Here is a 20569-nt window from a genome sequence, read left to right on the forward strand (position 1 = left end):
AAAAAGTGATTCTAACAAAGCCGTCAAGCCCGGCAGTAGGGCTGGCGGCGCAAAAAGAAACAGGCCGGAATCTCCGGCCTGTTTCTGACTGCCCTGGTCGCACTAGCCTAACAAGACATCGCGCGATACACCCTGGCGGCGCAGGAGTCGCCGCAGACTCTCCAGCGCCTCGATCTGGATCTGCCGTACGCGCTCGCGAGTCAGTTGCAAGTGCGCCGCCAGATCCTCCAACGTACAGATATCGTAGCCATTGAGCCCATAGCGGCGCTCGATCACCATGCGCTGCTTATCGTTCAGCTGCTTGAGCCAGTCGCGCACATAGCGCTGCACCTCGGCGTTCTGCAGAATCATTTCCGGCCCTTCCTGCTGCTCATCCGGAATCGATTCGCCAATCGACAGCATCGGATCGATATCAAGCGGCGCATCCAGCGAGGCCATGCGCTCGTTCAGGCTGAGCACGCGGCGCACATCCTCCACCGGCTTGTCGACCTGATAAGCAACCTCTTCCAGAGTCGGCTCGCGTCCCATCTGCGCTTCCAGATGACGCTGAGCGCGCAGATAGACGTTCAATTCCTTGATCACATGCACAGGCAGCCGGATGGTGCGCGACTGATTCATGATCGCGCGCTCGATGCTCTGGCGTATCCACCAGGTGGCATAGGTGGAGAAGCGGAAGCCACGCTCGGGATCAAACTTTTCCAGCGCATGCATGAGGCCGATATTGCCTTCCTCGATCAGGTCGAGCAGGGCCATGCCGCGATTGATGTAATGCTTGGCGATATTCACCACCAAGCGCAGATTGTGCTCGATCATCTTCTGCCGAGCCGCAAAATCACCCTCGACCACCAAGCGCGCCAAGCGGCGTTCCTCATCCGGGGTCAGCAAGGCATTCTGGCCGATGTCGTTCAGATAGATCTGGGTGACATCGCCCGTCGATTCAACGACATAACGTTCTTTTTCATCCGCCTGCACACCCTCTACTTCAGCTTCATCTTCGGCCTCATCCTCCTCTTCAGCATCATCCAGGAGGTCTTCGTCGAGCAGCTCGTCGTCTACGGTATCGATGGCGTGGTTCATGATCAGCCCGCTGTCAGGTATTTCGATGGATCAACCGGCTTCCCAAAGCGCCGGATCTCGAAGTGCAGTTTGACCTGCTCTGCATCGCTGTTTCCCATTTCGGCAATCTTGTCTCCCTTTTTCACGTTATCCCCTTCTTTCACCAACAGCTGATTGTTGTGCGCGTACGCCGACAGATAGGTTTTGTTGTGTTTGATGATGACGAGTTTGCCGTAACCACGCAGGCCGCTGCCTGCATAGACGACCCGGCCAGAGCCGGCGGCCAGCACAGGCTGACCCAGTTTGCCACCGATATCCAAGCCCTTGGCGGTCTCGGAGAACGGGGTGATCACTTTACCGGCGGTTGGCCAACTCCAGGCGATATCTTCCTCACCGCCCGCAGCGGGCTTTTCCACCGGCTTGCTGTCCTGAGGCTTGGGCTCCTGCGGCTTGATTTCCAGAGGCTTGGCCTCGGTTGGCTTGCCGGCATCCAGCGGCTTGGCCAGCGCGGCGGTCTGCACCGGGCCTTCAGCCTGGCGTGCCACGGTGGCAGCGTCGCTGCTATACGACAGCTTGAGCGATTTCGGATAGTTGACGGTAGCAACAGTTCCCGGCGCAGTGGCGGGCTTGCTGGGCACGACGCCGGCGACGCCTGGTGCAGGCAGGTCGACATCGGACTTGAGCGGCTTGATCACCACGCCACTGGCGGGTGCAGATGTCGTAGCGGCAACGGCCTCAGCGGGCTCGGTCAGGCGTAATACCTGGTCGACCTTGATCAGGTTCACATCGGCCAATTGGTTCCAGGCGGCGATTTCCTTGTAATCAAGGCCATTTTCCAACGCGATGCTGTACAGGGTGTCGCCCGGTTTGACGACCCAGGTCTTCCCATCGCCCGCTTGCGGGGCACGCGCGCCATTGTTGGCAATGGGCTTGCCGGCCGCTGCGCCTTGCGGCGTGCTGCGATCAACAACTGGGACGGGACTAACCGGCTTTGTGGCGCAGGCAGCTAACAACAGGGCGGACAAAAGACCGGCGGTGCGACAAACATTCAACTCGTTACTCCCTTGTATATGGCATCGTCTGTAGCGAGTGGTACAACAAGGTACGGACCCACAATGACAGTTTTATTGAAGCTAGGCAAGTCCAGGCAACATCGGCACAAAACGGACTTTTTCCAGCTTGGTATCGGTAAAGCCATCTTCAGTACGTTCGATTATTCGAAGCTCCTGATCGACCGTTCCAATGGGGAAAACCATGCGTCCGCCGACGGCCAGCTGGGCCAGTAGCGCATCCGGCACATAGGTCGGTGCGGCGGCCATCACAATCGCGTCAAAAGGTGCTGCTTCAGTAATTCCGATAAAGCCGTCGCCATGCTTTAAGCGCGCATTGCTAATGCGCAAATCGCGCAGGCGGGTGCGTGCACGCTCAAGTAGCTGGGCAATACGCTCCACCGAATAGACCGTCTTGAACAGCTGGGCGAGCACCACGGTCTGGTAGCCGCAACCGGTGCCCACCTCGAGAATCTTGTCGCGCCGCGCGCCGCCGATGGCCAACTCCACCATGCGCGCGACGATATAGGGTTGGGAAATCGTCTGGCCAAGACCGATGGGCAGCGACACATCGTCGTAGGCGCGATGCGACAAGGCCTCGTCGACAAAGATATGTCGCGGCGTATTACCCATGACGGCCAATACTTCCTCGTTACGTATGCCCTGCTGGCGCAAGCGTTCCACCAGGCGGCCACGGGTACGGGCCGATGTCATGCCAATGCCGGAAAAGTCGTGTTTCACGCTTGCAACCAGGAAGAAAGGAAGTCGAGTTGTTTGAAGGCCGTCAGGTCGATCTGCAGGGGCGTGACTGACACATAGCCATTGGCCACCGCCCAGAAGTCGGTGTCCTCGGCCGCATCCTGCGCCTCGCCCACCGGGCCTACCCAGTAGATGCTTTCGCCGCGCGGATTCTGCGCCTTGATCACCGGCTCCGCCTTATGGCGCCGCCCCAGCCGGGTCACGCGCCAACCCTTGAGCTCGGCATAGGGCAAGTCGGGCACGTTCACATTCAGCAGCACGGCACCGCGGATCGGTTCGCGGCGCAGGCGCTCGACCAGATCGAGCGCCACCTGGGCCGCGGTATCGAAATGACCGCCACTGCGCTTGACCAGCGAGATCGCGACAGCCGGAATGCCGAGCAGATAGGCTTCGGTGGCAGCGGCCACCGTGCCGGAATAAATCGTATCGTCGCCCATATTGGCGCCGTGATTAATGCCGGAGAACACCCAGTCGGGCGGCGTTGCCAGCATGCCGGTCACCGCCAGATGCACGCAGTCGGTCGGGGTGCCATTCACATAATGAAAGCCGCTGGGCGCACGTTTAAGGCTGAGAGGCCTATCCAGGGTCAGGGAATTCGAGGCACCGCTACGGTCGCGCTCGGGCGCCACCACCTCGATCTGCCCCTGGGTTTGCAGCGCAGCCGCCAGAGCAGCCAGCCCGGGGGCGAAGTAGCCGTCGTCATTGCTCAACAGGAATTTCATGCCGCTCCCTAGTCACAGGCAGGCTGCCCGCTTATCGCGGCTGGCTCGCCGCTTGGTCTGCCAGCATTCTACCGTTGCCAGCTCGCTGGCGGAAAGCTGGCGTCGGCGCATTGGTTTTGGGAACGGCTGGGCGGATAATTGGTCTAGTTGTCGTTCATAACAATCATTGATTCGAGGAAAAGCCATGACGCCATCACGCACATCCCACTTGCTCGCGGCCACAGGCCTTGGTCTGCTAGTACTGTTGGCCGGCTGCGCTTCCGACCGCTCGGCCAATGTCTACAACCCCAACCAGGCGATGAATGAATCGCGCGTGCGCACCGGTGTGGTCGAGTCGATACGTCCGGTGAAGATCCAGGCTGATAGCGAGCTGGGCAAGATCATGGGCGCCATCATTGGCGGCGTGGCGGCCGGCAGCAATATCGGCAAGGGCAGCGGCGCCATCATCAGCGGCACAATCGGTGCGGCGGTCGGTGGAGCGGCCGGCAATGCCATCGGCAAGGAGGCCAATAGCAAGGAAGGCCTCGAGATCGTGCTGCAGATGGATAGCGGCGAAGTGATCTCCATTGTGCAGGAGGCCGACGTGGCGCTGAGCCCGGGCCAGAAGGTGCGCGTGATTACCCAGGGCCGGGTGAGCCGCGTGGTACCGCGCTAAATTCCAGCCGCGATGTAGAAAAGGGCCGCTTAGCGGCCCTTTTCTATTTACCTGGCTCCGCCCTCGCTGCGAGCAGATCGGATGGGGCACCAGACGTTCAGCTTCAAGGCAATGGATGCCTCAGTGCATGGGTGCACCCGGCGGCGGGCCGTCGTGGTGACGGTGCTTGCGTGCCATGCGCTTGTCCATGCGCGCCATGCCCTGCTTGATATGCTGGCTGGCCAGGCGCTTCTGTTCCTGGCTCAGGCTCGCGTACACAGCCAACCATTGCTCGTGTGCCGCACGTTGCTGAGCCTGGGCCTGCTCACGCTGCTGCTCGATCAGCTGATCGATCTTGGCCAAGTCCAGCACCTCCTTCTCGCGCTCGGCGGCCAGGCTCTCGCGCAGCTTGGCATGCGCGTCGCGGCGCGCCTGGCTGGCCGCTTGGCTGGCGGCCTCGGCGGCCAACCACTGCTTCTCCTGCGCCGCGCTGAGCTTGAGCTCCGCCTTGTGGCGATTCAGCATCTGCAAGGGGCCATGCCCCAGCGCACCATCGGCACGATGCGGGTGCTTACCGTGCATGGGCGGCTCGGGCGGGGTATCGGCGGCCTGCGCGCCAACCATTAGCGCGATCAAGCCCACAGCAGCGAAACGGCTTAGTCGATTCATCTTCATTTCTCCTGTCAGCATGCCGGCTTAGCAAGTACCGGCGGGCAAAGCGCCGCGGGGTGCGGCGTATGGCTGTCAATCTAGGCCCAAGCGGTAAACCAGCGATTGCAGGCCAGGCGACGGATGTAAGGGTGTGTAAGCGTTGGGCGCCGGCGTGACGCTTTTTTACATTTGCGCACGGCCATGAAAAAGCGGCATGGTTTTGGACCATGCCGCTGATTGCCCCCGGTGGCGACCGCATCTTGTTTTGTGCTGACTAGGCGCTCACGCTCAAGCTGCCTTGCCCACCCTGCCCTTCGCCGAGCAAGGCCACTACCAGTGCCTGCAGCCTGTCCTGCAGCAGGCTACCCTGGCTTGCTGCGGCGTCCGTCGCGCCGTCCTGTTCGGCTTGGTAAACCAGCAACTCCTGGATGCTGACCTTGCCATCCTGATTGCTATCGGCCGCTTCGAAGTTCTCTGCCAAGGCGGTCAGCTTGCCCGATACCGTGCTATCACTGTCGGCCAAGGCGCTGGCTAGGCTGCTCAGCTCGGTCTTGCTTAGATCGAGTTGCTCACTGTCACCCTCGGGCGGCGGTGGTGGCATGCCACCCGCCGCACGCAGGCTGTCGAACTGGCTGTGCAGCTGCGCTTCCAAGACCTTGCTGCCCTCGGCAAACTCGCTCAGGCTCAGCGCGCCATCGCTATCGGCATCGAAGTCGCTGAAACTTGGCGCGGTCACACCTTCGGGCAAGGCGGGCGCATTCTGGCTGAAGCTGGTGAACTCGGCTGACGTGACACTGCCGTCACCATCGCCGTCTATCTTCTCAAACAGCTTTTGCTGCATGGCAGCGGGATCGGGGCGTTGCCCGCCCGATCGGACCTGGGGGCTGTAGCCGTAGCTGACAGCCGATGAAATACCGGAAAGCATGATGGGGGCTCCTTTGGTAACGTGCGCACGACGCGCACGCTGGCCAAACTAGCCGGCCGCGGTAAGTGCTTTGTCACTGGCGAATCGGCATTTGTAAGCGAATATTGCCGTAAGGGTCTGCCCGCAATATCTGCTTACAGACCGGCCATCTCGCAGCAACAGCGCTCGGTAAACTGACCCGCATGACGAACCAATACGATTTGCTCCTGGTCGACGACGACCCCGACTTGCGCAGCCTGCTCAAGCAATATCTGGAAAAACACGGTCACCAGGTCGCCACGCTCAGCGATGCCAGCCAGCTTGATCGCCGCCTGGCGCGCCAGCGCCCTGATCTGCTGATCCTCGACCTGATGCTGCCGGGCGAGTCGGGGCTGCAGGTGTGCCAGCGTCTGAAGCTGGCTGATGAGGACCTGCCCATCCTGATGCTGACCGCACGTGGCGACGAGATCGACCGCATCATCGGCCTCGAGATGGGTGCCGACGACTACCTGGGCAAGCCCTTCAATCCGCGCGAGCTGCTGGCGCGCATCCAGGCCATTCTGCGGCGGCGCAAGCTGCGCGGCCCAGCCGGCGCACCCGACCCGGATGGCGGGGTGGTGGTGTTCGGCGACTGCCAGCTCGACCTGGCGACCCGCCGCCTGCAGCGCGCCGGCCAGACCCTGCCTTTGACCAGTGGCGAATTCAGCTTGCTGGCAGTGCTGGTGCGTTACCCCAACCGCCCACTGAGCCGCGAGCGGCTGATCGAGCTATCGCGCGGGCGCGAGGCCGAAGCCTTCGAACGCAGCATGGATGTGCAGATTTCCCGCCTGCGCAAATTGATCGAACCCAACCCCGGCCAGCCCAGCCTGATCCAGACCGTGTGGGGCTTTGGCTATGTATTCGTGCCGGATGGCAAGGCACGATGAGCGGCGCGCTGCAACGCCTGTTTGGCAGCCTGTTCGGGCGCACGGCCCTGGTGCTGATCCTGACCCTGGTGCTCAGCCATGCCGCGGCTTTCGCGCTGTTTAGCTGGGCCTTTCGCGATGGCCCGGTACAGCAATGGGCGCAACGCATCGCCACCGAGGTGGAGACCCAGCGCGGCATCTGGCGTGTACTGACCGAGGCCGAGCGCGAGGCCTATCTGCACGGCCACGGCGAGCACGACGCCCAGCTGCGCGCGGAAGCACCCGCTGAGCTGCAGCCCCTGGGCCTAGGGCCGCAGAGCCAGAAGCTGGCCGCGGCGCTGCGCGAGCGTCTCGGCCAGGACATCCAGATCGGTCGTACGCCACCGCCCCAGGGTGCGCTGTGGGTCAGGGTATTGATAGGCGGTCGCTGGCTGTGGCTGCGCCAGACGCCATTTGGCGCGGGCATGCCGCCGCTCGGTGGAGTGCTGGAGGGCCGACCACCCCAGGCCGACTTCGCGGAAAGACCACCTGCGCGCCCGAGCGATGCAGCAGGCCCACCACCGCGTCCTCTGCCCCCGCCCGGCCCAGGCGAATTCCTACCGCAGCCGGCACGCGACCCGTGGATGGCCGCCGCCCTGGTGCTGGTCAGCGCCGGCATCGGCCTGCTCGGCACATTGGCGCTGCTCTGGCCGCTATATCGCCCGCTGCGCCGGCTCAGTCTGGCCCAGGCCGCGCTGGGGCGTGGCGAACGCGTTGCCAACTTGCCCACACAAGGCCCGTACGAGCTGGCCCAGCTGGCCAGTGGCTTCAATCAGATGAGCGACAATCTGAGTGCGCTGGAGGACGAGCGACGCACGCTATTGGCCGGCGTTTCACACGATCTGCGTACGCCGCTGACCCGCTTGCGCATGCGCTTGGCACTACTGGACGGCACTGATACCGCGCCGTATGAGCGCGATCTCGACGATATCGAGCGGATTACCGAGCAGTTCCTCGCCTATGTGCGCGGCCAGGCCGAAGCCGGCCCGATCGAACGCGTTGAGCTGGCCAGCCTGCTGGCCGAGGTAGCCGAGCGCTATGCGCCGGTCTGTAGCCTGAGCCTCAATGCACCGGCCGGCCTGTACGCCAAGATCGACAAGCTGGCCGTACTGCGTGCGCTCAGCAATCTGATCGACAATGCGCTTAGCCACGGCAGCGCGCCGATTGTACTGAGCGCACGGGCCGAGGCCGAGCGCGTTTGCCTGCAGGTGCGCGACTACGGCCACGGCATGAGCGAGGCCGAGCTCCAAACCGCACCGCGTCCCTTCCATCGGCTTGATCCGGCCCGGCGCGGTCACGGCCATTGTGGCCTGGGTCTGGCCATTGCCGAACGGGTCGCACATCGCCATGGCGGGGAGCTGATACTGCGCAATGCGCCGGGCGGCGGCCTGCTGGCCAGCCTGTACTTGCCATCGGCACAGGTCTGATCGCCGTGCCGCGAATCATGCGCTAGCCGCTGGGCGGGGCGTAAAGACGCTGGCGCCTGCTTAGAGGATGCAGGCGATCTAAGCCCGCCAGCTGCAATAAAAAACCGCCCTAGCAGGGCGGTTGTTCTAAGGTCGTGCGGTGAGTTCAATTTTCCACCGTCGCGTAAATCTCCACCTCCACGCGGCGGTCGGGCGCATAGCACTCAACCAGCTTGTTGCGGTTCTTGGCCACCGGTTTGCAGTCTTGCGGCTTGGTCACCGGCTCGCTCATGCCCATGCCCTTGGCGCTGATCATGCTGGCCGGCAGGCCCCGCTCGATCAAGCGCTCGCGGATATTCTCGGCACGGGCCTCGGAAATCTGCTGCACTTTCGCCGGCTTGCCGATGCGATCCGAGTGACCTTCCACCACGATCAGGGTCTTGGCCGGATCGTAGTTGCGGGCGATCAGCTTGGCGGCAATCTCGTCGAAGATCTTGCGCCCATCCTTCTTCAGCTCGGACTTACCAAAGTCGAAGCAGGCAGCAGCACTCACGGTCAGGGTTTCCAGCTTTTTAGCCGCGGGCGGAATGACCACCGGGGCCGGCGCAGCTGCAGGCGCTTGTGGCTTGGGCGGCACGAGCACGGGTGGCAGCGCGGGCAAGGCCGGTTTGTCCAGCACCGGGGTGGGTGGCAGATCGGTATTGCAGGTCAGCAGACCATCATCCTCGGCCACACCGCCGTCTTCTTCCTCGACGCCGTTCTGCATGGCTTGCAGTTCCAGCGCCGACAACAGACGGTGGCCGCTGGCCAGCGTGCGCAGCTTAGCCAGTTCCTGGTCAAACTCGGCGGAAGCCAGCGAGCGGCGCGCCTCAAACAGTTCGTTCTCGGTGTCCAGCAGGTCGAGCAGCGAGCGCTGGCCGATATCGAACTGCTGGCGGTAGGCATCGCGCGCCTTGGCGGTGGACAGCTCATGCTGGCTCAGTAGCTTGATCTGCTCGCGGATGCGGCGCACGTCGTTGACGGCGATCAGCGCGGTCTGGCGCACATCGCGGCAGGCCTTGTCGCGCAGATCATAGGCCGCGTTCAGCTGCTGGCTGTACTGGCGCACCCGGGCGCGGTCGCTACCGCCGCGGAACAGGTTGTAGTTGAGTACCAGACCCACCACGCCATCACGGTACTCGCCCTTGGCGCCATCGCGATTACGTTCCAGGCTCTGGCTGGCTTTGAACTCCAGCGTCGGCCAGTAGCCGGCACGGCGTACATCGGCATCGGCACGGCCGGCGCGTATGCCGGAGACAGCGGCCAGGAAAGTGGGGTTGCGGCGGATGCTGTCCTGCAGCAGGGTGTCGCCTGCCGGCAAGGCCGCATCCAGCTTGGGCAGCTCACCCAGCTGGGCAGCTGGGCGCTCGCCGATTACGCGCTGGTAACGGGTGGACACATCATGCAGATTGCTCTCTTCGGTCAGCCAGTTCGACTCAGCCAGCGCAAGGCGACCCGCCGCCTGCTCAAGGTCGACGCGACGACCGACGCCGGCCGCCACCTTCTGGCTGAGCAAAGCGTGGATTTCCTGGTGCACCGCATAATTCTGCCGCGCCAGTTCAACCATACGCCGATAGCGCAGCACGTCGACATAGGCGCGCGCAGCTTCAAGGCCCACTTCATCGCTGGCGGCCAGTAGCTCGTAGTAGCGCGCCTGCTTCACATGGCCGAGGCGGCGCGCCTCATTGCGGGTGGCGAAGCCATCGAACAGGGTCTGGCGCAGCTGGATGGTTGCGCTGGGGTTCTGATAGGAGCGCGAGGCCGCGCTCGGCGTATCGGTACGAGTACGATTGGCCTCAGCACTCAGGTCCACGCGCGGTAGGTAGGCGCCCTTGGCGGCGTCCTGCTCCTCGGTGCTGGCCTGCAGATTGTGATAGCGATAACGTACTTCCGGATTCTGCAGAATGGCTTGCTCGACGGCCTCTTTCAGGGTTTGCGGTGCGGCATAAGCCTGTTGCAGACTCAGGGCCATCACCGTCAGGGGCAACCAGCCAAACATTGCTTTCATCAAAACCAATCTCCATGCTGTTGAAGCCGACCGCTATTCTCGGTTACGGTCGCGGTGTGAATTAGTGCACAGCGTATTGGGGTAAAAACACCGCGCTGCGCAGGCTAATTGGGAATGGCGCGAATTATAACCGGCCATTTGAATAAAAACACATTGCAATCAAAGACTTCCAATTAAGCCACTGCTAATTTAGCTTGTGGATAAACAAATCATCGGGCGGGGTCTTCACCCTAGCGTGCTTGTGCGCCATTGCGAATTTTTTAAAGCAATAACAAGCAGTTGGAATAAATGCTTGGCGAAATGGCCCAGCATATTGGCCTGCCTGCTGATTATGTCTTTGGCATATTCAGCCCCCGATTTCGACCGCCTGCTGCGTAGCCTGAACCAGCGCTGGGGTACGGGCGCTGTGCAAAAGTTCCAAGCCTGGCGCGACTTACAAGGCATTTCGGCTACCTTGCCCGAGGCGGAGAAACTCAAGCGGGTCAATGATTTCTTCAATCGCCAGATTCGCTTCGAAGACGATAGCGTGATCTGGCAACAGACCGATTACTGGGCCACACCACTGGAGACCCTGGGCCGTGGTGCGGGCGATTGCGAAGATTTCACCATTGCCAAGTATTTCACCCTGCAAATGCTGGATATCAATCCGGCCAAGCTGCGACTGACTTATGTGAAAGCCAAAATTGGCGGCCCGAGCAGCACGGTCAGCCAGGCGCATATGGTGCTCGCCTATTACAGCCAGCCCGATGCCGAACCCCTGGTACTGGATAATCTGATTGGCGATATACGCCCTGCTTCGCGGCGGCCCGATTTATTACCGGTATTCAGTTTCAATAGCGATGGCATCTGGGTGCCGGGCGGCAGCCAACCCAATGCCTCGTCCGATCGTTTATCGCGCTGGAAGGATCTGGTCGCACGCATGCGTGGCGAGGGCTTCAGCTTCTAGCGGGGAATTATCCGCCCCAGGGCGGGGTGCGCCGGCACCCGAGGTATCCGGTATCAGGAGAGGGTTATGTCTTTACTCAGGCAGTTATGGCTGGTGGTGGTGATTTCCACCCTGATGGCCTTTGTAGGTGGTTTCGTGGTCAATCTGAGCACAGCGCGCCAGTATCTGGAGCAGCAGCTGCTAACCCAGAGCAGCGACAATGCCGCCTCGCTGGCGCTGTCGATGTCGCAGCAGAGCAAGGATGCCGCCACGGTGGAGCTGATGGTCAGCGCGCTATTCGATTCCGGCCACTTCCGCCTGGTGCGCTTCGAGGATGTGAACGGCAAGCTGGTAACCGAGCGGCGCAGCCATGAACAGGCTGACGAGGTGCCAGCCTGGTTTACCCGCCTGGTACCGCTGCATGTGCAGGCTGGCACTGGCATGGTGTCGGATGGCTGGAAGCAGGCCGGGCGCGTCACGGTGATTGCCCACGAGCGCTTTGCTTACCATTCGCTCTGGCATGGTGCGCTGACCTTCCTGGCCGTGATCGCGTTGACCGGCCTCTTGTCCGGCATCGCCGTCACCGCGCTGATCCGCTGGGTGCGCCGGCCGCTAAGCGAGCTGGTAGCCCAGGCGGCGGCGATTGGCGAGCGGCATTTCGTCACCATACGCGAACCGAATGTGAGCGAGCTGCGCCTAGTGGTGCGCACCATGAATGCCATGGTCGACCGGGTGAAAGCCATGTTCAACGAGCAGGCTGCGCGCATCGATGAGCTGCGTACCCACGCCAACCGCGATGCGCTGACTGGCCTGCCCAACCGTGACAACTTCATGGGACGGCTACGCCAGGCCATGGTCGATGAAATGGCTGCCCCACGTGGTGCGCTATTGCTGATCCGCCTGCACGATCTGAACGGGGTCAACCGCAGCCTGGGCCGTCTGGGCACCGATGACTATCTGCGCCGGGTCGCCCAAGCCCTGAGCGGCATTGCCGAGGAAGATGGCGAGCGCCTGCTAGCGCGCCTGAATGGTGCCGACTTCGCGCTGCTGGCGCCCAGCCTGGGTCGTGCACGCGCCGAGGCGCTGGCCAAGCAATGTCTGCTGGCGCTGGAAAGCCTGACCCTGGAGGGCTTTGCCGAGCACAACAATCTCGCCCATATCGGCGTCGGCTTCTATCAGCGCGGCAGTCAGGAACGCAATCTGCTCAGCGCGGCCGACCAGGCACTGGCCCAGGCGGAAAATCAGGGCAGCAATGCGGTGGTGCTCGATAGCGATGCCGACGACGATGCGAGCACCGTGGCAGAGTGGCGCCAGACCTTGGAGCAGGCACTGGCGGCGCAGCGTTTCGAGCTCGCCTGCTTCCCGGTACTGCAGCGCAGCGGCGAACTCTTACATCAGGAAGCCGTGCTGCGCCTGCGTGGGCGTGATGGCACACTGCAGACAGCTGGCCAGTTCATGCCCATGGCGGCACGTTTGGGCCTATTGCCCCAACTCGACCTGGTGGCGGTCGCCCTCGCCTGCCGGCAGATCGCCAAGCAGCCCAAGCCGATGGCGGTCAATCTGTCCTCGGCCTCGATTGCCGATGCGGGCTTCCTCACCCAGCTGCAAGCGCTGCTCAGCCAGCATGCCGATGCCGCAGCCCAGCTCTGGCTGGAGGTGAATGAATACGGTCTGCATGGTGATTACGAGCGGCTGAGCCGGCTCTGCGCGCTCGCGCACCGCTTTGGCGTCAAGGTCGGCATCGAGCACTTCGGCCGCCAGTTCGGCCGCATCCCGGCGCTGTACGATCTGCGCCTAGACTACCTGAAGGTGGATGGCAGCTTCGTGCGCGACATCCACACTCACAGTGGCAACCAGCAGCTGGTGAAGGCGATTGTCGGTGTGGCCGCCGGCGCTGGCCTGCAGGTGATTGCCGAGGCCGTCCACCAGGCGGAGGAATGGACGACCCTGCATGCGCTGGGCGTGGACGGCATGACTGGCCCGCTGGCCACCGAGCAATTCCAGGGCTGACGCGAGCCACCCAGGCAATAAAAAGCCCCGCGGAAGCGGGGCTTTTTATTGGGAAAAACTGGGGAGACAGCCAAACAAGCACTGTCACATCAACCCCTTAGGCCACTGAACCCCGGTGAAGCGCGCCCATCCGGGAAGGACAGGCGCGCAGCGCAGCGGGGCGTACAGCGCTTAGTCGGTAATCAAGCGGTTGTTCTTCAGCAAGTCCTGCACGATGGCATTAGTGTTCAGCAAGCTGGTGCCGTTGCTGTCCACCAAGAGGTTCACGTTCTGCAGCACGATGGTCTGGTTCTCCTTGCTGGCGTCGTAGACACCGCCGGCAAAGCCGCCGCTGCTGCTCACATGCACGATGGTGCTGTTGTTGCTGTACTCGAAGTGCAGGTACTGGTTCAGATTGCCCGGGTTCTCGCCCACATGGCTTTCGCCTTGCAGCAGGTCGCGCAGATCAAGCTTGTCGCCCTCGGTCTTGCTGAAGTCGGTGACCAGATCGGTAGCGCCGCTGACCAGCTTGATCGATGCGTTCAAACCGTAGTCATTGCCGCTACCGGCGTTGACTGCACCAGCCGTAGCCGATTGATCGCCGAACGACCAGGCGAAGGTATCCGCACCCAGGTCGCCGCGCAGCACATCGCTGCCTGAACCACCTTCGAGGCGGTCATTGCCCGTGCCGCCGCGCAGGCCGTCCGAACCGCTACCACCGGACAGGTAGTCGTTCCCACTGCCACCGTACAGCAGGTCGTAACCGCCCTGCCCGATCAGCGCATCATTGCCCGAGCCGCCGTTGACGATATCGGCCCAGGGATTGCTGACCGACACCTTGCTCTGGTCGAGCAGGCCCGAACCATCGCTCATCAGCAGATTGCCGGCGCCATCGGCCAAGGTCATCAGGCTATGTGCCTTCACCTCGGCAAAGGTGTGGCCGCTCGAATCGCTATCGCCGGCATAGATCACATCATTGCCCGCGCCGGCCTCGACATAGTCGTTACCGCCGCCGGCGTCGATGATCTGCGCACCAGCCGCACTGCCGGCCACCACCTGGCCCTGGCCATTCGCAGCGGGATTACTGCCCAGCGCTGCACCAGTCAGCTGCAGTACGAAGGCATTGTTGTCCACACCGGCCACCACGGTTTCACCGTAGGCATCGCCGATCTGGTCATTGCCGTTCGAACCCCACAGCACGACCTGGTCGGTATTGCCATGGATGGTGATGGTGAGCACCGCATTGCTGGTCAGGCCGGCCGGATCCTTGGCGGTGTAGTTGATGCGCTCGCTCAGGGTCTCGCCGCCGCGCAATGCATTGATGCGCGCATCATCGTTGTTCAACGTGTAGGTGTAACTGCCATCAGCATTGATGCGCAGCGTGCCATAGCTGGTGTTGATGACGCTGCCCACGGCCGCTGCGCTGCCGTTGACCGCCTGCACGGCCAGGGTGTCGCCATCCACATCGCTATCGTTGCCGAGCACATTGCCGCTCACCACATAGCTGCCCGAATCCTCGGTCACGGAGCCCGCATCCGCACTGGCTACCGGCGCATCGTTCACATTGGCCACCGTGATGGCCATGCTGGTCGTGCTGGTGGTCACGGCGCCAGTGCTGCTTTCGATGCTGCGCCCTTCCAGAACCAGGTTGTAGCTGCCGGTGAAATTGCTCGGCGGTACCAGCTTCAGGCTGCTCAGATTCCAGGACTTGATATCCACGCTGGTATTGCCGGCCGTGGCGGTAAAGCTGTTGGTGCCGTCGCTCAGCACGGTGCCAACCAGCAGATTCTTGGCCAGCAAGGCGCCCAGCACTTCCGAGCCATCGGTATCGCTGAGCGCATAGGACACCGCGCCAAGCTTGATCTCACTGTCCTCCACACCGCGGATGGTGAGCGGATAGTAGCCACCGCTGGCATCCGGCCCCACCGTCAGCGGGTCATACACGCCGCCGGCGCTGTCGAGCTGACTGAGCGAGCTGTACAGCTTGAAGTTGCCATTGGTCAGCTCCTTCGGTGTGGCGCCGTTCACGCTCAGATAAGGCTTGTAAGCACCGACGCCACTGCCGTTGTACACGGCCCAATCGATCGTGTAGTAGCCGCTGACGGTCGGGGTGTAGTCGCTGGCGGTGATATTGCCCCAGCTATCGTGCTCCTTGGCCAGCACCTCGGTGCCACCGATGCGCAGCAGCGCGGTGTCATCCTGGTAGGAGCTGAAGGTATAGGTCTTGCCGGCTTCCAGATAGATCAGGCCGCTGACACGGTAAGCGCCATCGGTCGGAATACCGGTTGGCGCACCGCCATTCACACCAGCTGTGTAGTTTTCCGGCGCAGTCGACACCGAGGTCGAAGCCGGCGTTGCCGCATTGAGCAGGCTAAGCAGCTGCTTGACCTCATCGGCCGTGTCCATATTTCCGGCACTGACATTACCCAGCGCGGTGTACTGGCGCACGGTCAGACCATCACCGCCCGGCGAGGTCGAGATCAGTGCCGAACCATCGGCAGACGACACCCCGCCCATATACAGCTTGGGCGAATCGGCCACTGGGGTCACATCGACGCGCATGGTGGCAGCGCCGGTGTTCACCGTGCCATCGCTCGCGCGGTAGGTGAAGGTCGCGTAATCCGCCTGCTGATTGCCCACACCAGTGCCACCAAAGGCATCGGCGCCCGACTCATGCGCATCCGGCACAAAGCGCAGCTTGCCGGCACTGATATCGGCCTGCGTGAGGCTCTGGTTCTGACTGACCGCCACCCAGCTGCTGCCGTTGTAGTACTCAAGCTTGCCATCGCTGGGCAGGCTGCGGATCTGGATGGTCAGCGTATTGTCCACATCCGAAGCCTTGAAGTCGGCCCAGTTGAACACATAGGGGCTGTCCTCGCTGCCCGTTACCGCGGCACCGGCCGCAATCACCGGCGCGTCGTTCACCGCCGCCACCGTCACCGCCACCGTGGCCGAAGCATTGCCGCCCTTACCATCGCCAATCGAGTAGCTAATGGTGTCGCTGCCATTGAAGTTGGCATTCGGCGTGTAGGTGATCGTGCCATTGGCATTGATCACTACCGTGCCATTGGCCGCCGTAGCGGTCTGCACGGTCAGTGTATCGCCATTGCGGTCGCTGTCATTGGCCAGCACAGTGATGGTGACTGCCGTGTCTTCATTGGTATTGGTCGTGTCATTGACGGCCACCGGCGGGATGGAGCCAGGCAGCACCTGCAGATTGAGCGTGCCGCTGGTGCTGGCAGTCTGGCCCAGCTCGGTCGAGGTGGCGGTCACGCCAATCGCCAGCGCGCCGTTGTAGCTCGACGGCATGATCAGCTGGGCCGAAGCCAGCTCGCTGCCACTGATGGTGATGACGCCGCCGCTCAGCACATAGCCAGCCGGATTGCTGCTGGTGGTGATGATGGAACCGATGGGCAGGCCGCTGAAGCTGAGGCTCAGGCTTTCCGAACCGTCGGTATCGGTCAGCGCGGCACCCACATAGTTCTTCAGCGTGACAGCCGTCTGCGTGCCACTGCTGCTATTGCCCGACACCACGCCTTGGTACTGGGTCAACACGATATCGTCGATCATCGCGCCACGGCCGTTTGGATCGAATTGGCTCGCATCAGTGACGATCTTGATGGTCTGGCTGCCCCCGGTACCCACGAAGCTGAAGTGCAGGTTCTGCCAGTTGAAACCGTTCTGCGGGCTGGTATTGGCGTAGGACGCAATCTTGTTGCCATCTACAAAGATGGCGATACGGGTGAAGTTCTCGTTAAAGCCAGGTCGGCCCGCATAGTCGAGGGACAGATCGTAGACCGCACCCGCGACCGTGTTGACCGCACGTTGGATGCCCAAGGTCTGAGCATTGCTGCTGGCATTATTCAGTTCCAGCGCATTCAAGTTGTTTGCCGAACTTAGAACAACCGTGTTCTCGTTACCGCTCTGCGACACCTGCTTATCGCCAGCCCGCCATATCTCAAACACATTGTCGCCGCCCGCATAGTTGTCATCCGTCGTAATCAACGTCCAGCCTTCCAGCGCCGGACCGCTCACAAGCTGCGAGCTTTGACCCGAATTCCCCACAGAATCCCAGTTTGTGCTGACCAGCTGGCTGCTGGCGGCATTCACCAGCGACAAGGTCGGCTGGTCCACCACCGGCGAAATATCCACGCGCACGGTGGCCGTGGCAGATTCCAGGCTGCCATCAGTGGCCACATAGTTGAAGCGCGTGTAGTCGGCCTGCTGATTGCCCACGCCGTTGCCGCCCAGCGCATCGCTGCCCGACTCATTGGCGTCTGGCACGAAGCGCAACAAACCGGCATCAATGGCGGTCTTGCTCAGGGTCTGGCCGGGCGTAACGGTCTGCCAGCTCGTGCCATTGGTCGAGTACTGCAGTAAGCCGTCGGCCGGCAGGCTGCTGATCTTGATGCCCAGGCTGGCCGCGCTGCTGTCCACATCGGCCACATTGAAGTTGGCCCAGTTGAAGACCAGGGGCACGTCTTCCGTACCGCTGACCAGACCACCCGCTGCCGTCGGCGCGTCATTCACTGCACTGACGCTGATCGAGATGGTGTTAGGCGCCGTATCGAAGGCATTGGCCTGATCCTGCACCGAGAAGGTGAAGTTGGCGTAGTTGCTGCCGTTGACATTGGTGGCCGGGGTAAATACCAGGCTACCGAGCTGCGCTGCGCTGATCAGCTGGCCGGCCGTTACGGCCACGCCACCCAGGGTCAGGCTGCCGGCGGTGGGCAGGCTGTCGATGCGCACGGCCTTCAGGCTATCGCCGCTATCGACATCGCTGAAGCCAAAGTCCGCCGCGGCGAAGCTCTTGCTGCCATCTTCCTGAATGGTGAAGGTATTGTTCGCGCCGGTCGGTGCATCATTGGCGCCATTCAGTGTCACCACCACATTCTGAGTGGCCGTGCCGTCGGCACTCTTCACCACCAGGGTGTCGGTCACGCTCTGGCCGGCAGCCAGCGACTGCAGCGCGCCATTATTGGCCGCATAGGTCCAGGCACCGGTGCTGGTGTTGAAGGTGAAGCTGCCGTAGCTGCCGGTCAGGCTGGCCGGCGTCTGGAATACCGCCTCGCCACTATCCACGTCGGCCACGCTCAGTGTGCCGCTGGCGTTCAGGTTGCCGTCTTCCGTCACCGTGCCGGTGGCCGTGCCGCTGATGCTGGCATGGTCATTCGCACCGGTAATCGTCACGTCGATCACCTGGCTGGCCGTACCGTCGCTACTGCTGACGGTCAGCGTGTCATGCACGAGCTGACCACCCTTCAGGGCCTGGGTCGCCGCCTTGCTATTGTCCAGCGCATAGGTCCAGGCGCCGGTGCTGATATTGAAGGTAAAGCTGCCGTAAGTGCCGTTCAGGCTGGACGGTGCCAGGAAGTTGGACTGACCACTATCCGCATCGCTGACCGTGAGCGTGCCACTGGCCGTGGCACTACCCGCCAGCGCATTCGCCACCCCACCCGCCTCCAGCACACTGCCCGTGGCCGTGCCGCTGATGGTCGCCACATCATTGGTGCCGGTAATCGTCACCGTGATGGTATGGCTGGTGCCGTCGGCAGACAGCACGGTAAAGCTCTCCACCTTGGTCTCACGCGCCTTCAGATACTGCACGGCGCTGTTGGCGACCGTATAGGTCCAGGTGCCAGCCGCGGTGATGCTCAAGCTGCCCAGCGTCGTACCGACCGGGGTGGCGGCGCCAGCCTGGAAGGTCGATTGGCCAGCGTCGGCGTCGGCAATCGTCAGCGTGCCGCTGTCGGTCAGGTTCGGGGTGGTCGCGTCTTCAGTGACGGCGCCAATAGCATCGCCGCTGATCACGGGCACATCGTTGGTGCCGGTGATGGTCACATTGACAGTATGTGTGGTGCCATCGGCTGCCAGCACCGTGAAGCTTTCCAGCTTGGTCTCACCGGCCTTCAAGTACTGCACGGCGCTGTTGGCGACCGTGTAGGTCCAGGTGCCGGCAGCGGCGATGCTCAGGCTGCCCAGGGTTGTACCGACCGGGGTGGCGGCGCCAGCCTGGAAGGTCGATTGGCCGGCATCGGCGTCGGCAATCGTCAGCGTGCCGCTGTCGGTCAGATTCGGGGTGGTCGCGTCTTCGGTGACGGCGCCAATTGCATCACCGCTGATCACCGGTACGTCGTTGGTGCCGGTGATGGTGACGTTCACGGTGTGGCTCGTGCCATCCGCTGCCTTGACGGTGAAGCTTTCCAGCTTGGTCTCACCGGCCTTCAGATACTGCACGGCGCTGTTGGCGACCGTGTAGGTCCAGGTGCCGGCGGCGGTGATGCTCAGGCTGCCCAGCGTGGTGCCGACCGGGGTGGCGGCGCCAGCCTGGAAGCTAGCTTGACCAGCATCGGCGTCGGCAATCGTCAGCGTGCCGCTGTCGGTCAGGTTCAGGGTGGTCGCGTCTTCAGTGACGGCGCCAATAGCATCGCCGCTGATCACGGGCACATCGTTGGTGCCGGTGATGGTCACATTGACAGTATGTGTGGTGCCATCGGCTGCCAGCACCGTGAAGCTTTCCAGCTTGGTCTCACCGGCCTTCAAGTACTGCACGGCGCTGTTGGCGACCGTGTAAGTCCAGGTGCCAGCGGCGGTGATGCTCAGGCTGCCCAGGGTGCTGCCCACCGGGGTGGCGGTGCCGGCCTGGAAGCTCGACTGGCCAGCGTCGGCGTCGGCAATCGTCAGCGTGCCGCTGTCGGTCAGGTTCGGGGTGGTCGCGTCTTCGGTGACGGCGCCGGTGGCGTCGCCGCTGATCACCGGTACGTCGTTGGTGCCGGTGATGGTCACGTTGACAGTATGTGTGGTGCCATCGGCAGCCAGCACCGTGAAGCTCTCGACCTTCGTCTCACCGGCCTTCAGATACTGCACGGCGCTGTTGGCAACCGTGTAGGTCCAGGTGCCAGCCGCGGTGATGCTCAGGCTGCCCAGCGTGCTGCCCACCGGAGTGGCGGCGCCAGCCTGGAAGCTAGCTTGGCCAGCATCGGCGTCGGCAATCGTCAGCGTGCCGCTGTCGGTCAGGTTCGGGGTGCTGGCATCTTCGGTAACGGCGCCAGTGGCGTCGCCGTTGATCACGGCGGCGTCGTCTAGGCCACGGACGTCGATGCTGACCGTGGTCGTGCTGCCGTCGCTCAGCTTGACGGTGAAGGTTTCCGTCTGGGTGTCGTTGCTGCTAAGCGCCTGGACGGCGGCTTGGCCGTTGGCCAGGGTGTAGGTCCATTGACCATTGCTGCCCACACTCAGGCTGCCGTAGCTGCCATTGAGGGTTTCCGCCACGAAGCTGGCGCCGCCGGTGGCGCTCAGCGTGCCGCTGTCGCTCAGCGTGGTGTCTTCCTGCACACGACCGACACCGATGGTGGCGGTTTCGCCCGTGCCGGTGACGGTGATGCTGACGGTGGACGTGGTGCCATCCAGGCTTTCTACCTGGAATTGCAGTGGGACGGTCTGGCCTGCGGCCAGACCCTGCACAGCAGCGGCGCTGTTATCC

Annotated in this window: 13 protein-coding genes; 5 read left to right on the plus strand and 8 right to left on the minus strand. The window is 62.7% G+C overall.

Going from position 1 to position 20569, the window contains the following annotated elements:
* Positions 1 to 102 precede the first annotated feature (102 nt).
* The 4 genes from rpoS to surE form a co-directional block, all read right to left on the minus strand.
* A complete protein-coding gene (gene rpoS / locus BT173_RS03615) occupies positions 103 to 1077 on the minus strand; it encodes an RNA polymerase sigma factor RpoS (RefSeq protein ID WP_072427250.1) in 975 nt (324 codons plus the stop codon).
* Positions 1078 to 1079: 2 nt separating this feature from the next.
* Positions 1080 to 2081: a peptidoglycan DD-metalloendopeptidase family protein gene (locus tag BT173_RS03620; protein ID WP_245794121.1), complete on the minus strand. Its 1002-nt coding sequence runs from the start codon at positions 2079 to 2081 to the stop codon at positions 1080 to 1082.
* 108 nt (positions 2082 to 2189) lie between these two features.
* Positions 2190 to 2819, minus strand: coding sequence for a protein-L-isoaspartate(D-aspartate) O-methyltransferase (locus BT173_RS03625; RefSeq protein WP_072427252.1), 630 nt, complete (start codon positions 2817 to 2819; stop codon positions 2190 to 2192).
* A 23-nt stretch (positions 2820 to 2842) separates the two neighbouring features.
* Positions 2843 to 3586 (minus strand): 5'/3'-nucleotidase SurE, encoded by a 744-nt coding sequence (surE, locus tag BT173_RS03630; protein ID WP_072427253.1) that lies wholly within the window; start codon positions 3584 to 3586, stop codon positions 2843 to 2845.
* Positions 3587 to 3770: 184 nt separating this feature from the next.
* On the opposite strand from surE, the gene BT173_RS03635 reads away from it, so the two are divergent.
* Complete coding sequence (locus tag BT173_RS03635) at positions 3771 to 4241, plus strand: outer membrane lipoprotein (protein WP_072427254.1); 471 nt, start codon at positions 3771 to 3773, stop codon at positions 4239 to 4241.
* 120 nt (positions 4242 to 4361) lie between these two features.
* Here BT173_RS03635 and BT173_RS03640 read toward each other — a convergent pair whose 3' ends face one another.
* Both BT173_RS03640 and BT173_RS03645 read right to left on the minus strand, forming a co-directional pair.
* A complete protein-coding gene (locus tag BT173_RS03640; RefSeq protein WP_175545545.1) occupies positions 4362 to 4889 on the minus strand; it encodes a periplasmic heavy metal sensor in 528 nt (175 codons plus the stop codon).
* Positions 4890 to 5145: 256 nt separating this feature from the next.
* Positions 5146 to 5712 (minus strand): EF-hand domain-containing protein, encoded by a 567-nt coding sequence (locus BT173_RS03645; RefSeq protein ID WP_072427256.1) that lies wholly within the window; start codon positions 5710 to 5712, stop codon positions 5146 to 5148.
* 266 nt (positions 5713 to 5978) lie between these two features.
* Here BT173_RS03645 and ompR point away from each other — a divergent pair, with 266 nt between their 5' ends.
* The gene (ompR, locus tag BT173_RS03650) at positions 5979 to 6701 is read left to right on the plus strand and encodes an osmolarity response regulator transcription factor OmpR (protein ID WP_072427257.1); all 723 of its coding nucleotides are present in this window, start codon (positions 5979 to 5981) and stop codon (positions 6699 to 6701) included.
* On the plus strand, positions 6698 to 8146 hold the full coding sequence (locus BT173_RS03655; RefSeq protein WP_072427258.1) for an ATP-binding protein: 1449 nt from the start codon (positions 6698 to 6700) through the stop codon (positions 8144 to 8146). The genes ompR and BT173_RS03655 overlap by 4 nt, the downstream gene beginning before the upstream one ends.
* Before the next feature lie 145 nt (positions 8147 to 8291).
* Here BT173_RS03655 and BT173_RS03660 read toward each other — a convergent pair whose 3' ends face one another.
* Positions 8292 to 10172 (minus strand): TolC family outer membrane protein, encoded by a 1881-nt coding sequence (locus tag BT173_RS03660; RefSeq protein ID WP_072427259.1) that lies wholly within the window; start codon positions 10170 to 10172, stop codon positions 8292 to 8294.
* A gap of 331 nt (positions 10173 to 10503) precedes the next feature.
* On the opposite strand from BT173_RS03660, the gene BT173_RS03665 reads away from it, so the two are divergent.
* Together BT173_RS03665 and BT173_RS03670 are read left to right on the plus strand one after the other, a co-directional pair.
* Positions 10504 to 11118 (plus strand): transglutaminase-like cysteine peptidase, encoded by a 615-nt coding sequence (locus BT173_RS03665; protein WP_084658147.1) that lies wholly within the window; start codon positions 10504 to 10506, stop codon positions 11116 to 11118.
* A gap of 66 nt (positions 11119 to 11184) precedes the next feature.
* A complete protein-coding gene (locus BT173_RS03670; RefSeq protein WP_072427260.1) occupies positions 11185 to 13107 on the plus strand; it encodes a bifunctional diguanylate cyclase/phosphodiesterase in 1923 nt (640 codons plus the stop codon).
* Between the two features lie 171 nt (positions 13108 to 13278).
* On the opposite strand, the gene BT173_RS03675 is transcribed toward BT173_RS03670, so the two are convergent.
* Positions 13279 to 20569, minus strand: a 7291-nt coding sequence (locus BT173_RS03675) for a VCBS domain-containing protein (RefSeq protein WP_139256033.1), incomplete at its 5' end; no start/stop codon positions are given.

Origin of the sequence: Chitinimonas taiwanensis DSM 18899 (assembly GCF_900119825.1) — a bacterium.
GTDB lineage: Bacteria > Pseudomonadota > Gammaproteobacteria > Burkholderiales > Chitinimonadaceae > Chitinimonas > Chitinimonas taiwanensis.

What these genes read in the sequence shown, in the direction of transcription:
- BT173_RS03625 (WP_072427252.1), bottom strand. Translation starts at nt 2,819, where the DNA reads ATGACATCGGCCCGTACCCGTGGCCGCCTGGTGGAACGCTTGCGCCAG.
- BT173_RS03635 (WP_072427254.1), top strand. Translation starts at nt 3,771, where the DNA reads ATGACGCCATCACGCACATCCCACTTGCTCGCGGCCACAGGCCTTGGT.
- BT173_RS03645 (WP_072427256.1), bottom strand. Translation starts at nt 5,712, where the DNA reads ATGCAGCAAAAGCTGTTTGAGAAGATAGACGGCGATGGTGACGGCAGT.
- BT173_RS03665 (WP_084658147.1), top strand. Translation starts at nt 10,504, where the DNA reads ATGTCTTTGGCATATTCAGCCCCCGATTTCGACCGCCTGCTGCGTAGC.
- rpoS (WP_072427250.1), bottom strand. Translation starts at nt 1,077, where the DNA reads ATGAACCACGCCATCGATACCGTAGACGACGAGCTGCTCGACGAAGAC.
- BT173_RS03640 (WP_175545545.1), bottom strand. Translation starts at nt 4,889, where the DNA reads ATGAATCGACTAAGCCGTTTCGCTGCTGTGGGCTTGATCGCGCTAATG.
- ompR (WP_072427257.1), top strand. Translation starts at nt 5,979, where the DNA reads ATGACGAACCAATACGATTTGCTCCTGGTCGACGACGACCCCGACTTG.
- BT173_RS03670 (WP_072427260.1), top strand. Translation starts at nt 11,185, where the DNA reads ATGTCTTTACTCAGGCAGTTATGGCTGGTGGTGGTGATTTCCACCCTG.
- BT173_RS03660 (WP_072427259.1), bottom strand. Translation starts at nt 10,172, where the DNA reads ATGAAAGCAATGTTTGGCTGGTTGCCCCTGACGGTGATGGCCCTGAGT.
- BT173_RS03655 (WP_072427258.1), top strand. Translation starts at nt 6,698, where the DNA reads ATGAGCGGCGCGCTGCAACGCCTGTTTGGCAGCCTGTTCGGGCGCACG.
- surE (WP_072427253.1), bottom strand. Translation starts at nt 3,586, where the DNA reads ATGAAATTCCTGTTGAGCAATGACGACGGCTACTTCGCCCCCGGGCTG.